Origin of the sequence: Streptomyces spirodelae, assembly GCF_017676385.1 — a bacterium.
In the GTDB taxonomy this organism is placed as follows: Bacteria; Actinomycetota; Actinomycetes; order Streptomycetales; family Streptomycetaceae; genus Streptomyces; species Streptomyces spirodelae.
The window spans coordinates 24,243-39,401 of sequence record NZ_JAFFZN010000029.1; the positions used below are offsets into that span (position 1 = coordinate 24,243).

The window sequence follows — 15,159 nt, forward strand, 5'->3', positions numbered from 1 at the left end:
CCGAGGGGGCCGGGCCACCGCCGGGCGGCCCCCGCGCCAGGCCGGCCGCGGTGGCACACCGGGGGGCGCCCTTCGCGGCGCGTGAGAACACCCTGCCCTCGTTCAGCGCCGCCGTCGCGGCGGGCGCCGACGTGGTCGAGGTGGATGTACGGCTGACCCGGGACGGGGTGCCCGTGGTGCTGCACGACCGGACGCTGGAGCGGCTGTGGGGGCACGACGTGCCCCTCTCGGCACTCACCCACGAGCGGCTGACGGAGCTGGCGGAAGGAGTGCCCACGCTCGCCGACGCGCTGGCCGTCACGCAGGCGGTCCGCACGCTGGTCGATCTGCCGGACCCGGCTGCCGTGCGGGCCACCGTCGCCGCGGTGCGCGCGGCGGACGCCGCCGAGCGCGTCTACTACTGCGGCGGCCCGGAGGCGATGCGCCGGGTGCGGGCCGTGGAGCCTGACGCCGAGGTGGCGCTCACCTGGGAGCGTGCGGCGCCGGTGCGCCCTACGCTGCTGGACGACCTGCGGCCCCGCTGGCTCAACTACGGTTTCGGGCTGCTCACCCCCGAACTGATCGCCCGTGCACACGCCGAAGGGCGGCTGGTCTCCGCCTGGACGGCGGAACGGGCACGCACCATGCGCAGGCTCGCCGCGATGGGCGTCGACGCGATCACCACCAACCACATCGCCCGCCTGGTGAGTGCCCTGGAGACCCCTGCCCACCGCCCGAGTCGGGGCAGTCCCGGCGGCGGGAGCGCCGGTTGGGGCAGTGCTGTTACATGAAGTGGCTTACGGCGAGCGTCTGCGGATGGTTGGCTCGTATGCGCTGTCTACGCACTCGTGAATGGAAACCGCTGTGATCATTTTTGGTACGAGCAGCAAGCTGGTGCAGCTGGCCATGCTGAACCTGCTCTGCGGCTTCTGCGGCAACCCGTCCGCGCACCCACTGCGCAAGCGCGTGACCAAGTTCTCGCTCTTCTTCATCCCGCTCTTCCCGATCGCGCCTGCGAAGCACTCGATCCAGTGCACCTTCTGCGGCGCGCAGACGGAGATCTCCAAGGAGTCGGCCGAGCAGCTGCTGGCCCAGGGCACCACCCAGGGCGCCGCTCCGGGTGGCATGCCGGGTGGGCAGCAGGGCATGGGCGGAGTCCCGCCGCAGCCCGGCGCCCAGAGCGGCAACCCGTTCGCGGGGCAGCAGCCGCAGAACCCGTAACAGTCCTGAGGCGGGCCCTGGCGCGTACGACGGGGCCCGCACCCCGGGAGGGGGCGGGCCCCGATGTGTACCCGCTCTCAGTGAGCGGGTCGGCTCACAGCGCCGTCATCACGTGCTTGACGCGCGTGTAGTCCTCCAGCCCGTACATCGACAGGTCCTTGCCGTAGCCCGACTTCTTGAAGCCGCCGTGCGGCATCTCGGCCACGAGCGGGATGTGGGTGTTGATCCACACACAGCCGAAGTCCAGCGCCTTGGACATCCGCATCGCGGTGCCGTGGTCGGTCGTCCACACCGACGACGCGAGCGCGTACTCCACATCGTTGGCCCACTGGACCGCCTGCGCCTCGTCGGTGAACTTCTGGACGGTGATCACCGGGCCGAAGACCTCGTTCTGGATGATCTCGTCGTCCTGCTTGAGCCCGGAGACGACGGTGGGCGCGTAGAAGTAGCCCTTGTCGCCGACGCGCTCGCCGCCCGTCTCCACCCTGGCGTGTGCGGGCAGACGGTCGATGAAGCCCTCGACCTTCTCCAGATGGGTGGGGTTGTTCAGCGGGCCGTAGAAGCAGTCCTCGTCGCTCAGGTCGCCGGTCTTGACCTCGGCGGCGGCCTTGGCGAGGGCCTGTACGAACTCGTCGTGGACCCCTTCCTGGACCAGTACGCGGGTGGCGGCGGTGCAGTCCTGGCCGGCGTTGAAGAAGCCGCCGTCCCTGATGCCCTCGACAGCCGCCTGGATGTCGGCGTTGTCGAAGACGACACAGGGGGCCTTGCCGCCCAGCTCCAGGTGGACGCGCTTGAGGTCCTTGGCGCCGCTGGCCGCGACCTCCATGCCCGCGCGCACCGAACCGGTGATCGAGGCCATCGCCGGGGTCTTGTGCTCGACGAGCAGTCGGCCGGTGTCCCGGTCGCCGCACACCACGTTGAAGACGCCCTTGGGCAGGATCTCGCCCATCACCTCGGCCATGAAGACCGTGGAGGCGGGGGTGGTGTCCGAGGGCTTGAGCACGACGGTGTTGCCCGCGGCGAGCGCCGGGGCGAACTTCCACACGGCCATCATCGCCGGGTAGTTCCACGGCGCGACCTGGGCGCACACCCCGATCGGCTCTCGCCGCACGAAGGAGGTGAGGCCCTCCATGTACTCGCCGGCGGACTTGCCGTCCAGCATCCGCGCCGCACCCGCGAAGAAGCGGATCTGGTCGAGCATCATCGGCAGCTCTTCCTGCCGGGTCAGCTCCAGCGGCTTGCCGCAGTTCTCGCACTCGGCGGCCAGCAGCTCGTCGGCGCGCGCCTCGAGCGCGTCCGCGATCTTCAGGATGGCCTGCTGACGGGTGCCGGGCGTGGCGTCCCGCCAGGCGGGGAAGGCGGCCTCGGCTGCCGCCATCGCGGCGTCGACGTCGGCGGCGCCGGACAGCGGCGCCGTGGCGTACGCCTCACCCGTCGCCGGGTTGACCACCTCGGTGGTCCGGCCGTCAGCGGCGTCCCTGAACTCCCCGTCGATGTAGTTGCGCAGTCGACGCAGCTCGGTGGTCACTTCGCACCCCTCCTGCTCCGTTGTCCATTGGGTGAGACTGCCACCCTAACCGGCGGGGCAACGTTTTCGATATGCCCAACGCCACTGAACAACGGAATCAGTGTTCAGTAGCCCGATTGCCTGCGGATTACATCGCTCAAGGGTTGCGGGACGGAGGATGTCTCATGCACAGTGGCAACCGTGGCTCGCGACTCGAAGAAGACAGGCGGCTCCTCATCCCTGGACGCCGTGTCCCTGGCAATCATCGAACAGCTCCAAGAGGACGGACGGCGTCCGTACGCCGCCATCGGCAAGGCCGTGGGCCTGTCGGAGGCGGCAGTGCGGCAGCGCGTCCAGAAGCTCCAGGAGCAGGGCGTCATGCAGATCGTCGCCGTGACCGATCCGCTCACCGTCGGCTTCATGCGCCAGGCAATGCTCGGCGTCACGGTCGACGGGGACGTCGAACCGGTCGCCGACGCGCTCGCCGAGATCGACGAGGTCGACTACGTCGTGATCGCGGCGGGCTCGTTCGACCTGCTGGTCGAGATCGTGTGCCACGACGACGACCATCTCCTCGAACTGATCAACAAACGCATCCGGACGCTGCCGGGCGTGCGGTCGACGGAGAGCTTCGTCTACCTCAAGCTGCGCAAGCAGACCTACACATGGGGAACGCGATAACAGTGAGCAAGGACAGTCACGCCGGTCAGGGGAGCAAGGACCTCTCCCGCACCGCGAACGACCACCTGTGGATGCACTTCACCCGCATGTCGTCGTACCAGCAGGCGCCGGTTCCGACCATCGCCCGCGGCGAGGGCGTCTACATCTACGACACCGAAGGCAAGCGCTACCTCGACGGCCTGGCAGGCTTGTTCGTCGTCCAGGCGGGGCACGGCCGCGCCGAGCTGGCCGAGGCCGCCAACAAGCAGGCCCAGGACCTCGCCTTCTTCCCCATCTGGTCCTACGCGCACCCCAAGGCCGTCGAGCTGGCCGAGCGGCTGGCACACCACGCCCCGGGCGATCTGAACAAGGTGTTCTTCACCACCGGCGGCGGCGAGGCCGTCGAGACCGCCTGGAAGCTGGCCAAGCAGTACCACAAGCTGACCGGCAACCCGCTCAAGCACAAGGTCATCTCCCGCGCCGTCGCCTACCACGGCACCCCGCAGGGCGCCCTGGCCATCACCGGGCTGCCGGCCCTCAAGGCGCCGTTCGAGCCGCTGGTGCCGGGCGCGCACAAGGTGCCCAACACCAACATCTACCGGGCCCCGATCCACGGCGACGACCCGGAGGCGTTCGGCCGCTGGGCCGCCGACCAGATCGAGCAGCAGATCCTCTTCGAGGGCCCGGAGACCGTCGCCGCGGTCTTCCTGGAGCCCGTGCAGAACGCGGGCGGCTGCTTCCCCCCGCCGCCCGGCTACTTCCAGCGGGTCCGCGAGATCTGCGACAAGTACGACGTGCTGCTCGTCTCCGACGAGGTCATCTGCGCCTTCGGCCGGCTGGGCACGGTCTTCGCCTGCGACAAGTTCGGCTACGTGCCCGACATCATCACCTGCGCCAAGGGCATGACCTCCGGCTACTCGCCGATAGGGGCCGCGGTCATCTCCGACCGTATCGCCGAACCGTTCTACAAGGGCGACAACACCTTCCTGCACGGCTACACCTTCGGCGGCCACCCCGTTTCGGCCGCCGTCGCCCTGGCCAACCTCGACATCTTCGAGCGCGAGGGCCTCAACCAGCACGTGCTCGACAACGAGGGCAACTTCTACAGCACCCTGCAGAAGCTGCACGACCTGCCGATCGTCGGCGACGTACGCGGGAACGGCTTCTTCTACGGCATCGAACTGGTCAAGGACAAGGCCACCAAGGAGACGTTCACGGACGAGGAGTCCGAGCGCGTCCTGTACGGCTTCCTGTCCAAGGCGCTGTACGAGAACGGGCTGTACTGCCGCGCAGACGACCGGGGCGACCCGGTGGTCCAGCTCGCCCCGCCGCTGATCTCCGACCAGAAGGTCTTCGACGAGGCCGAGCAGATCCTGCGCGCCGTACTCACGGAGGCGTGGACGAAGCTGTAACCGGCAGCACCTCACCAGCCGGCAGGCGCGCACGGCCGCACGAGGGGCGGGGGCATCGGTTAAGTGACCGATGCCCCCGCCCCTCGTTTCACCCTCCGGAGGGAATGACGGCTCGCGATGTTGAGTGGAGGTGTCCCATGGCCGCCCCGCCGGACGACGTGCTCTGGGCGCGAGGACTGCACTACGCCTACGACGGTTCACCCGCGCTGCAGGGCGTCTCGATCGGTGTCAGGGAGGGCGAGATCCTCGCCGTCGCGGGCCCCCGGGGCAGCGGAAAAACCACACTGCTGCGCTGTCTGTCCGGACAGTTGTTGCCCCTGAAGGGCGAGGTCTGGTTCAACAGCGCCCCGGTGCACACCCTCGGCCGGGCAGCCCGCGAGCGGCTGCGGCTGCACCGCTTCGGCTGGATCGACAGCAGCCCCCGCCTCGTCCCGGAACTCACCGTCTGGGAGAACGCCGCACTCCCCCTCCTGCTGCACGGCAGCGGCTACCGAGCCGCCCGCAGCGCGGCGCACGCCTGGCTGGAGCGGCTCGATGTCGGCGACTGCGCGAGCAGACCTCCCTCCGCACTGCTCCAGGCACAGCGCCAGCGTGTCGCCGTCGCACGCGCCCTGGTCCACTCCCCCACCGTGCTCTTCGCCGACGAGCCCACAGCACCGCTGCACCAGAACGACCGTGCCCAAGTGCTGCGGGCGCTCAGCGCGGCGGCCCGCTCGCACGGCATCACCGTGCTGCTGGCCAGCCATGACTTCACGCTCGACCAAGCGGCACGCACCGCGGACGCGACCGGCGCCGCGCTCGCCGACCGCATCGTCGGGCTCACCGACGGCCGCCGGGCGCGCACCCCGGCCACCGGCGCCGTCCCCGCGGGCTCAGAAAGCGCGGCAGCGTGCTCACTCTCCGTCTGACCCTCGCGCCACCCCTGGCACTCCTCCTCCGGCTGCTGCTGGTGTGCGCCTCGGCAGGACTGGGACTGCTCCTGCTGGCCACGCTCTCCTTCGCCCTGGACAACCCCGACCAGCGGGCCGCTGCGCTGGTACGGCTCGTGTGGTGCCTGGTACCCCTCGCCGTCACCGCGCACCTGGCCGCGGCCCTCGCGCGTACGGAGCCGGGCTCCGAGACGCGCCGCGGGCTGGACTCGGCCGGACTGGGGCCCGTGCGCCTGCCGCTGCTGGCCGCGCGTACCGCCGCCCTGCCCGCCTTCGTGGGCAGCGCGCTGGCAGTGCTGGTGGCCGCGCGGAGCGGCATCGCCAGTAGTTCCGGCGTGCTGACCGCGCCGCGGCTGCCCGACGCCCTGGCGCGGCTCCCACTGGCCGAGCAGTCGCTGCCCACACCCGCTGCCGCCACCCTGTTGAGCACCGTGCCGCTGCTGACCGCCCTCGCGGCCGCCTGGGGAGCCAGGCCCGGTGCCCCACGACCGTGGGCGGGAACGGAGGACACCGGGGCGGCGGCAGCCTCCGCGACCGGAGCCCGGTCCGGAACCCTCGCCACCGCCGGGCCACGGAAGGTCTCCTGCCAGGCCGGGCTGCTCGTCGGTGCCGTACTCACCGCCGGCGGGCTGCTGCTGGCGGCCTACGCGGCCCGTGACGCGGCCGTCGGCGGCTCCCTGGGGCTGGGTGCCTGGACGTTCCCCGCAGGGGACGTGGCGGCCTCACCGCTGGCCGGCGGGTGGCTGCTCGCCGCGTTCGGGCTGGTGCTGGCCGGTCCCGGTCTGGTGATGCTGAGCGGGCGGCTGCTGGGCGCCGTGCGACCCGGTCCGGTACGGCTGCTGGCGGGGCGCACGCTCATCCGTGAGGCGCCCTTCCTGGGGCGTGAACTGGGTGCGCTGAGCGCGGTCGCGGCGGCACTGGTTGCCCTCGTCCGGGCGCGGCTCACCGATGCCGGGGCAGCCGGCCTGCCGGGACCGCTGGTGGGCGCTTCGGTGGTGCTGTCCGGGTGCTGCGTCGCCGGGGCGGCGCTGGCCGCGCTGGTCAGGGCCCGGAGGGCTCGCGCGCCGCTGCGGGAGCTGCTGGCGCGGATCGGGGCGTCCCGGAAGCTGGCGCGTGCGGTGACGCTGGTGCGCGCCTGCGTCACCTTGGTGGTCTTCGCGGGGCCGGCCGTGCTGGCCGGGATGCTCACTGCGCTGCCTCCGCACTGAGTGCGACGACCTCACCCGGGTCGAAGAGGGCGCCCACCTCGGCGCCCTCCTCCGGCGCGTCCCGCAGGGTGCAGGCGGCCTCCAGTGCCGGTCCCTCCTCCGGGCGCAGCAGCACGGTCACCGTGGACGCGTCACCGCCGCGGAACGTCCGGGCCTCCACCGTGCAGCGCAGCCCCTCCTCGGGCGCGCGCAGCAGCACCCCACCCGGCCTGACGAGCAGCAGCGTGCTGCCCTGCGGGGTGCCCTCGGGGGCTGGGAGCTTCCCCCAGACGGTGGCGGCTGTCCCGCCGTGCACGGTGGCCTGGACGATGTTGCCGAAGCCCAGGAAGCGGGCGACGAACGGGGAGGCCGGGCGCTGCCAGATCTCCAGCGGGGTGCCGGTCTGTGCGATGCGCCCGTTCTCCATCACCACCACACGGTCGGCGAGTGCGAACGCCTCCCCGTGGTCGTGTGTGACGGCGAGAACGGTGGTGCCCAGCCGCCGGAAGAGGCGGCGCAGCTCCACGACGAGGCGTTCGCGCAGGCCACGGTCGAGCTGGCCCAGCGGTTCGTCCAGCATCAGCAGCCTCGGCTCGGGCGCGAGCGCGCGGGCCAGCGCGACGCGCTGCTGCTCGCCTCCGGACAGCGCGGTCACGGCTCGCCGGCCGGCGCCCGGCAGCCCGACCAGTTCCAGCAGTTCGGCGACGCGGCGCTCGGTCTCGGCGCGGCCCGCCCGGTGCATACGCGGACCGAAGGCGACGTTCCCCGTGACGTCGCGCTGCGGGAAGAGCTGGTGGTCCTGGAACATCAGGCCGACGCCCCGCCGGTGCGCGGACACCCCCGTCTGGTCGCGCCCCGACAGCAGCACCCGGCCCGCGTCGGCCTGCTGGAGACCGGCGACGACGCGCAGCAGGGTCGACTTGCCGCTGCCGCTGGGCCCGAGTACGCACACCGTCTCGTGCTCGGCCACCTCCAGATCGACCGCGTCCAGCGCCGTCCGCTCGCCGAAGCGCACGGTCACACCGTCAAGCCGCAGCATCTACAACTCCCCCTGACCTTCGGTCCGTACGCGCTCCAGCGCGAGCAGCACGCCCGCGCAGACGAGCATCAGAATGGTGCTCAGCGCCATGGCCTGGCCGTAGCTGGACTGCCCCGCGCGGCCCAGCAGCCGGGCCACCGCGACCGGCAGGGTGGGAGTGTCGGGGCGGGCGATGAACACTGTCGCGCCGAACTCGCCCAGCGAGACCGTGAAGGCGAACCCGGCGGCCACCAACAGCGCCCGCCGCACCAGCGGGAAGTCCACCTCGCGCCAGGCGCGCAGCGGTGAGGCGCCCAGCACGGCGGCGGCCTCGCGCAGTCGTACGTCCACGGCGCGCAGCACGGGCAGCATGGTGCGGATGACGAACGGGACGCCCACCAGCGCCTGCGCCAGGGGCACCAGGATCCAGCTCGACCGCAGATCGAGCGGGGGCTCGTCCAGTGCGACGAGAAAGCCGAAGCCCACGGTGACGGCCGAGGTGCCCAGCGGCAGCATCAGCAGTGCGTCGAAACCACGCACCAGCCGTTCCACCCTGGAGGTCCCCTCGTTCGAGCGGAGCCGGGAGCGCGGAACGGTGAGCGCGGCGGCGGCCAGTCCGCCCACCACAAGGGCGATGGCGGTCGCGACGGCGGCGTATGCCAGTGAGTTGCCGACGGCCGCGACAGGTGCGACGACAAAGGTCGCACTGTCCGACTGCGCCGTCAGTGCGCGGAAAGAGGCGAGCCCGAATCCGTCCGGCCCCTCGAAGGCCCGCTGGATCAGCACCAGCAGCGGTACGACGGTCAGCAGGAGCAGCACCCCGAGCACCGAACACAGCAGAGCCCACTGGCGGGCACCGGCCGGACGCCGTGCGGTGTGCTCAGCGGGGACGAGACCGAGTGCCGTCTCGCGCTTGCGCAGCGACCAGGCGTGCACCGCCAACAGGGCCGCGACGGCGGCGAACTGGACGAGCGTCAGCACAGCCGCCGTGGGCAGGTCCAGCAGGGTGGCGGTCTGCCGGTAGATCTCCACTTCGAGCGTGGCGTAGCGCGGGCCGCCCAGCACCTGGATGACGCCGAAGCTGGTGAAGGTGAACAGGAACACGATCAGCGCGGCGGCTGCCACAGACGGCGCCAGCGCCGGCAGGGTGACCCGTCGCCAGGCGGTGAACCGGCCCGCTCCCAGCACACGTGCGGCCTCCTCCTGGCGCGGGTCCAGCTGGGACCACAGGCCGCCGACCGTGCGCACGACGACCGCGTAGTTGAAGAAGACGTGCGCCAGCAGGATCGCCCACACGCTGGTGTCCAGCCGAACCCCCAGCCATTCGTCCAGCACTCCCCCGCGCCCGGCCAGCGCCAGGAAGGCGGAGCCGACCACCACCGTCGGCAGAACGAAGGGAACTGTCACCACGGCACGCAGCAGCCGCTTGCCCGGAAAGTCGAACCGTGCGAACACATACGCGCCGGGCAGCGCCAGCGCGAGCGTCAGCCCTGTCGAGGCGGCGGCCTGCCAGAGCGTGAACCAGAGCACCTGGAGGATGTCCGGGTCGCTCAGCACCTGCCAGAGCCGGCCGAGCTGCCACTGGCCGCCCTCGCGCAGTCCGCGCCCCACGATGGCGACCACCGGGTAGCCGAAGAAGACCGCGAAGAAGGCCATCGGCACGGCCATCAGCGCGAGCCGCACCCAGCCTGCGCCCCGGCGGGCCGGCACACCGGCGGCCGCTCCCGACGAGGAAGCGGCCTTCCCCGGCGAGGCGGCGGGCAGGCCCGTGAGACCTGAGGGATCCGGCGCCCCGGGCACTTCCGGGGTGCCGGAGGTGTCCGGGGAGCCGGAAGAGCCCGAGGGGCCGGAAGAGCCCGGGGCCGCTACTTCACCGCGAGCGAGGTCCACGTCTTGATCCACTGCTCACGGTGCTCAGCGATCTTCTTCGGGTCCAGGGTGGCCGGGTCGTCGACCGTTTCGCCGTACTTGGTGAACAGCTTCGGCAGCTCGGCGTCCGCGCGGGCGGGGCTGACGAACATCTTCAGCGGCAGGTCTTCCTGGAACCGCTTGCTGAGCAGGAAGTCCAGCAGCGCCTTGCCGCCCTTGGTGTTCTTCGCGCCGTTGAGCAGCCCGGCGTACTCGGTCTGCTGGAAGCACGTCCCCTTGGCGACACCCGTCGGCGCCTGCTCGGGCGGGTTCTTCACTCCCATGACCTCGGCGGGCGGGCTGGAGGCGTAGGAGACGACCAGGGGCTTGTCGCCCTTGCCCTTGCCTTCACGGGAGCCGGTGAAACGGTCGTTGTAGGCCTGCTCCCAGCTGCCGGCGACCTCGACCCCGTTGGCGCGCAGCTTCTTCCAGTAGTCCTGCCAGTCCTTCTCGCCGAACTCGGCCACGCTCGCCAGCAGGAACGCCAGGCCGGGCGAGGAGTTGGCGGCGTCCTCGGTCACCAGCAGGTTCTTGTAGCGGGGCTCGGTCAGGTCCCGCAGGGTGCGCGGCGGGTCGAGCTTCTTGTCGGCGAACCACTCGCGGTCGTAGTTGACACACACGTTGCCGGTGTCGACCGGGGTGACCCGGTGCTTGTCCGGGTCGGCCTGGAGCCGCTCGGGGACCTTGTCGAGCCCCTTGGCCTTGTAGGAGGTGAAGACGCCCCTGTCGAGGGGGCGCGAGAGGAGGGTGTTGTCGACGCCGAAGAAGACGTCGCCCTGGGGGTTGCCCTTGTTGAGCACCGCCTGGTTGACGGCGGCCCCGGCGTCCCCGCCTCGCAGCACCTTGACCTTGTAGCCGCTGCGCTTCTCGAAGTCCTTCAGCACGGACTTCGAGACGGCGAACGAGTCGTGGGTGACCAGGTGGACGGTCTTGGGGTCCCCGCTGTCATCGGAGCCACCGCACGCGGTGGCGAGGAGGGCGAGGGTGAGGACAGCAGTGGTGGCGGCAGCGCGCCGCGCGTGCTTCATCATCAGTGCATCGACTTCCTACCCGGCATGACCCGGGCGAGGTTCGAGGGTCTGCGACGCGTACGGGGCGTACGGTCGCACTCTCAGCGCAGTGAGCGCTCCCCTGTCGGCTGTTCGGTTTTGGCGGGCCGCTGGCACGGCCCGTTCGAACACTATCAGTCGGGCATTTCGGCCAGAGGCCAGAGGTCAGAGGCCAGAGGTCAGCGCTCGGTCGCCGCGAGCTGACCGCACGCACCGTCGATCTCCTGGCCCCGGGTATCCCGCACAGTCACCGGTACACCGTGCGATTCGAGCGTCCGCACGAACTCCGCCTCGTCCTCGGGCCGGGACGCCGTCCACTTGGAGCCCGGGGTCGGGTTGAGCGGGATGAGATTGACGTGCACCCGCTTGCCCTTCAGCAGCCGGCCCAGCAGGTCGGCCCGCCACGCCTGGTCGTTGATGTCCTTGATCAGCGCGTACTCGATGGAGACCCGGCGCCCGGACTTGGCCGCGTACTCCCAGGCTGCGTCCAGGACCTCGCGCACCTTCCAGCGGGTGTTGACCGGGACGAGGGTGTCGCGCAGCTCGTCGTCGGGCGCGTGCAGGGAGAGCGCGAGCCGGCACTTGAAGCCCTCGTCGGCGAAGCGCAGCATCGCGGGCACCAGGCCGACCGTGGAGACGGTGATGCCCCGCTGGGAGAGCCCGAGGCCGTCCGGCTCGGGGTCGGTCAGCCGCCGGATGGCGCCGACCACCCGCTTGTAGTTGGCCAGCGGCTCGCCCATGCCCATGAAGACGATGTTCGACAGCCGTGCCGGTCCCCCCGGCACCTCGCCGTCCCGCAGGGCGCGCATTCCGTCGACGATCTGGTGGACGATCTCGGCGGTGGACAGGTTCCGGTCCAGACCCGCCTGCCCGGTGGCGCAGAAAGGGCAGTTCATCCCGCACCCGGCCTGCGAGCTGATGCACATGGTGACCCGGTCCGGGTACCGCATCAGCACCGACTCCACGAGCGTCCCGTCGTGCAGCCGCCACAGCGTCTTGCGGGTGGTGTCGTCGTCGCAGCTGATGTGCCGCACCACGCTCATCAGGTCGGGCAGCAGCTGGTCCGCGAGCTTCTGCCGAGCGGCGGCCGGGATGTCGGTCCACTGCTCGGGGGCGTGCGCCAGCCGCGCGAAATAGTGCTGCGAGAGCTGCTTGGCGCGGAACGGCTTCTCACCGATCTCTGCAACCGCCTCTCGGCGCTCCTGGGGGGTGAGGTCGGCGAGGTGGCGGGGCGGCTTCTTCGCGCCGCGGGGGGCGACGAACGTGAGTTCTCCTGGGGCAGGCATAACTTCACCAGTGTCGCAGATCCGAGGGGGTCCCCGGCCCCTGGCCGGGGCCGGGGACCAGGCACGCTCAGCCCGCGCCGACGAAGATCACCAGCAGCAGCCACACCACCGGAGCGGTCGGCAGCAGCGAGTCGAGGCGGTCCATGATGCCGCCGTGTCCCGGTAGCAGGGTGCCCATGTCCTTGATGCCCAGGTCCCGCTTCATCATCGACTCGCCCAGGTCGCCCAGGGTGGCGCTGACCGAGACCGCGAGGCCCAGCAGCAGGCCCTGCCACCAGCTTCCGCCGTCGATCAGGAACTGGGTGCACAGCGCTCCCGCCACCATGGCGAACGTCACCGCGCCGATCAGTCCCTCCCGGGTCTTGCCGGGGCTGATACGGGGTGCCAGTTTGTGCCGTCCGAAGCGCCAGCCCACCGCGTAGGCGCCGGTGTCGCTGACCACGGTGAGGATCAGGAACGTCAGCACCCGCTTCGGCCCGTCGTCAGCGGCCAGCATCAGGGCCACGAAGGTCGCGAGGAAGGGGACATAGAAGGCGGCGAAGAGGCTCGCTGTCACATCCCGCAGATAGTCGGCCGCCGGCTGGGTCATCCGCCACGCCAGTACGGCGAGCGCCGTGAGCGCCATGGCCACCCACGCGCCCTCCGCGCCCCGTACGTATCCGGCAACCGTCATGGTCGCGCCGCCGAGCGCCAGCGGCACCAGCGGCACTCGGATGTCCTTGCGTTCCCGCAGCCGCGAGGTCAGCTCCCACAGCCCGACGACGACCGCCAGCACGATGACGCCGAGGAAGACCGGCTTGTAGAAGAAGAGCGCGGCCAGGATGACCACGCCGAGCCCCAGGCCGACCCCTATGGCCGCGCGCAGATCCCGGCCGGCGCGCTTCCTGCCCCGGCCCGTCCTGGCCTGTTCAGAGGGCGCGGGCGACGGGGCGCCCGGCTGCCCGGAGGCGCCTTCCGCCCCGTTCGGGTTGTTCGGCTGCGGGCCGCCGGGTGGACCGGCGGGGCCTGTGAAACCGGGGCCGTGGCGACGATGGCGGCCGTCGTGGCCGTCTGACGCGTCACCGGGGCCCCCGGGGTCGGACACCATGGGCATACGCTGAGTCTGCGACGCGCCACCACCCACATCGTGCACGGTGCCGGTCACGTCGTGGGCGGACAGGTGACCGTCGCCCGGGCGGGGCATCGCCGAAGGGGTGGCGTAGCCCGGCTCGGGCGGACCCCAGTACCGGGCGTTCCCCGCCTCCGGTTGCGGCGCTCCCCAGGATGAGTCGTTCACAGATTGCAGCCTTCGACCTCGGACCTTGAGACGGTGGGCTCAGACTTCGAGCAGCTCGGACTCCTTGTGCTTGAGCAGCTCGTCCACCTGTGCGACGTACTTGGCAGTGGTGTCGTCGAGTTCCTTCTCGCCCCTGCGGCCCTCGTCCTCACCGACCTCGCCGTCCTTGATGGCCTTGTCGATGGTCTCCTTGGCCTTGCGCCGGATGCTGCGGATGGAGATCTTGGCGTCCTCGCCCTTGCTCTTGGCGACCTTGATGTACTCCCGACGACGCTCCTCGGTCAGCTCGGGGAACGTCACCCGGATGATATTGCCGTCGTTCGACGGGTTGACGCCCAGGTCCGAGTCGCGGATGGCCTGTTCGATGTTGCGCAGCGAGCTCTTGTCGAACGGAGTCACCACGGCCATCCGGGGCTCGGGGACGGAGAACGACGCCAGCTGGTTGATCGGCGTCATCGTGCCGTAGTACTCCGCCAAGATCTTGTTGAACATCGCCGGGTGCGCACGGCCGGTGCGGATAGCGGCGAAGTCCTCCTTGGCGACGACGACCGCCTTCTCCATCTTTTCCTCGGCTTCGAGGAGGGTCTCTTCGATCACCACGTGCTCCTGGTTCGATGAATGAGCCTGACTGCTTCATCCGGGGCTGTGAGCTGACGGCCGCCCCGCGGGCCGCCCCGGCCCCCGCAGTGCCCTGATCCCTGCACGGTGTCCGACCGGCAGGCTGTTGTCCATCCCCGTACCGGGCCGTTCGTACGCCACGGTGTTGCCGACGGAGCCGGACGATCCCGGCGTACGCCGCTCCGCCGGACCGTGAGGCCGTCGGCGGGGCCGCTCAGCCCCGGGTGCCCTGGTTGCTCACCAGAGTGCCGATCTTCTCACCCTTGACCGCGCGGGCGATATTGCCTTCGGCGAGCAGCTCGAAAACGAGAATCGGCAGCTTGTTGTCACGGCAGAGGGTGATCGCTGTCATGTCGGCGACCTTGAGGTCGCGGGTGATGACCTCGCCGTACTCGAGCGCGTCGAACTTCACCGCCGCCGGGTTCCGCGCCGGGTCGGAGTCGTAGACGCCGTCCACGCCGTTCTTGCCCATGAGCATCACCTCGGCGTTGATCTCCAGAGCACGCTGGGCCGCGGTGGTGTCGGTGGAGAAGTACGGCATGCCCATACCGGCGCCGAAGATGACCACGCGACCCTTCTCCAGGTGCCGGATGGCGCGCAGCGGGATGTACGGCTCAGCGACCTGGCCCATGGTGATGGCGGTCTGGACGCGTGAGTCGATGCCCTCCTTCTCCAGGAAGTCCTGGAGCGCCAGGCAGTTCATGACGGTCCCGAGCATGCCCATGTAGTCGGAGCGGGCCCGGTCCATACCGCGCTGCTGGAGCTCGGCGCCGCGGAAGAAGTTGCCGCCGCCGATGACGACGGCCATCTCGGCGCCGTCACGGACGACCGAGGCGATCTCCCGGGCCATCTTGTGCACGACATCGGGGTCGACACCGAGTCCGCCGCCACCGGCGAACGCCTCGCCGGAGAGCTTCAGCAGGAAGCGTCGCCGATGGTCACTGTCTTTGCCGGTGTCATTGCTGGTCATGGAGATCTCCTCGTGCACATACGAAAGAGGCCACTGCCGTCGGATCCTCGCGGTTCCCTCTGCGGCAATGGCCTCCTCGTCACAACTGCCCTGTGCCCGACCCTATCGGGCCCGTGCCGGTTCTGTGCGCGGTGCTCGG

Annotated in this window: 14 protein-coding genes; 6 read left to right on the forward strand and 8 right to left on the reverse strand. The window is 70.7% G+C overall.

All coding sequences use genetic code 11. The features are described 5' to 3' along the window. Positions 1–50 precede the first annotated feature (50 nt). A complete protein-coding gene (locus tag JW592_RS26295) occupies positions 51–770 on the forward strand; it encodes a glycerophosphodiester phosphodiesterase (protein ID WP_307805555.1) in 720 nt (239 codons plus the stop codon). A 73-nt stretch (positions 771–843) separates the two neighbouring features. Next, positions 844–1,200, forward strand: coding sequence for a zinc-ribbon domain-containing protein (locus JW592_RS26300; protein WP_209267789.1), 357 nt, complete (start codon positions 844–846; stop codon positions 1,198–1,200). Between the two features lie 94 nt (positions 1,201–1,294). Here JW592_RS26300 and JW592_RS26305 read toward each other — a convergent pair whose 3' ends face one another. Then, positions 1,295–2,728 carry a gamma-aminobutyraldehyde dehydrogenase gene (locus JW592_RS26305; protein WP_209267732.1) on the reverse strand — a complete coding sequence of 478 codons (1,434 nt, stop codon included), beginning with the start codon at positions 2,726–2,728 and terminating at the stop codon, positions 1,295–1,297. Between the two features lie 171 nt (positions 2,729–2,899). Between JW592_RS26305 and JW592_RS26310 the strand changes: the two genes are divergently transcribed. The 4 genes from JW592_RS26310 to JW592_RS26325 all read left to right on the forward strand — a co-directional run bounded on the left by JW592_RS26310 (position 2,900) and on the right by JW592_RS26325 (position 6,916). After that, complete coding sequence (locus tag JW592_RS26310; protein ID WP_209267733.1) at positions 2,900–3,388, forward strand: Lrp/AsnC family transcriptional regulator; 489 nt, start codon at positions 2,900–2,902, stop codon at positions 3,386–3,388. Next, entirely contained in the window at positions 3,373–4,779 is a 1,407-nt protein-coding gene (locus JW592_RS26315) for an aspartate aminotransferase family protein (protein WP_209267734.1), read from the forward strand. The genes JW592_RS26310 and JW592_RS26315 overlap by 16 nt, the downstream gene beginning before the upstream one ends. 137 nt (positions 4,780–4,916) lie before the next feature. After that, positions 4,917–5,687, forward strand: coding sequence for an ABC transporter ATP-binding protein (locus tag JW592_RS26320; RefSeq protein WP_209267735.1), 771 nt, complete (start codon positions 4,917–4,919; stop codon positions 5,685–5,687). Next, complete coding sequence (locus JW592_RS26325; protein WP_209267736.1) at positions 5,669–6,916, forward strand: hypothetical protein; 1,248 nt, start codon at positions 5,669–5,671, stop codon at positions 6,914–6,916. The genes JW592_RS26320 and JW592_RS26325 overlap by 19 nt, the downstream gene beginning before the upstream one ends. Here the strand turns inward: JW592_RS26325 and JW592_RS26330 are convergent. The 7 genes from JW592_RS26330 to pyrH form a co-directional block, all read right to left on the reverse strand. After that, complete coding sequence (locus tag JW592_RS26330; RefSeq protein WP_209267737.1) at positions 6,894–7,934, reverse strand: ABC transporter ATP-binding protein; 1,041 nt, start codon at positions 7,932–7,934, stop codon at positions 6,894–6,896. The genes JW592_RS26325 and JW592_RS26330 overlap by 23 nt on opposite strands. Then, on the reverse strand, positions 7,935–9,581 hold the full coding sequence (locus JW592_RS26335; RefSeq protein WP_209267790.1) for an ABC transporter permease: 1,647 nt from the start codon (positions 9,579–9,581) through the stop codon (positions 7,935–7,937). A gap of 197 nt (positions 9,582–9,778) precedes the next feature. Beyond that, positions 9,779–10,852: a thiamine ABC transporter substrate-binding protein gene (locus JW592_RS26340; protein ID WP_209267738.1), complete on the reverse strand. Its 1,074-nt coding sequence runs from the start codon at positions 10,850–10,852 to the stop codon at positions 9,779–9,781. Positions 10,853–11,049: 197 nt separating this feature from the next. Continuing rightward, positions 11,050–12,156 (reverse strand): dual-specificity RNA methyltransferase RlmN, encoded by a 1,107-nt coding sequence (gene rlmN / locus JW592_RS26345; protein ID WP_209267739.1) that lies wholly within the window; start codon positions 12,154–12,156, stop codon positions 11,050–11,052. Between the two features lie 67 nt (positions 12,157–12,223). Further along, positions 12,224–13,432, reverse strand: a complete 1,209-nt coding sequence (locus JW592_RS26350) for a phosphatidate cytidylyltransferase (RefSeq protein WP_209267740.1) — start codon at positions 13,430–13,432, stop codon at positions 12,224–12,226. Positions 13,433–13,471: 39 nt separating this feature from the next. Further along, positions 13,472–14,029 carry a ribosome recycling factor gene (gene frr, locus JW592_RS26355; protein ID WP_209267741.1) on the reverse strand — a complete coding sequence of 186 codons (558 nt, stop codon included), beginning with the start codon at positions 14,027–14,029 and terminating at the stop codon, positions 13,472–13,474. Positions 14,030–14,264: 235 nt separating this feature from the next. After that, entirely contained in the window at positions 14,265–15,020 is a 756-nt protein-coding gene (gene pyrH, locus JW592_RS26360) for a UMP kinase (RefSeq protein ID WP_209267742.1), read from the reverse strand. Positions 15,021–15,159: the final 139 nt, after the last annotated feature.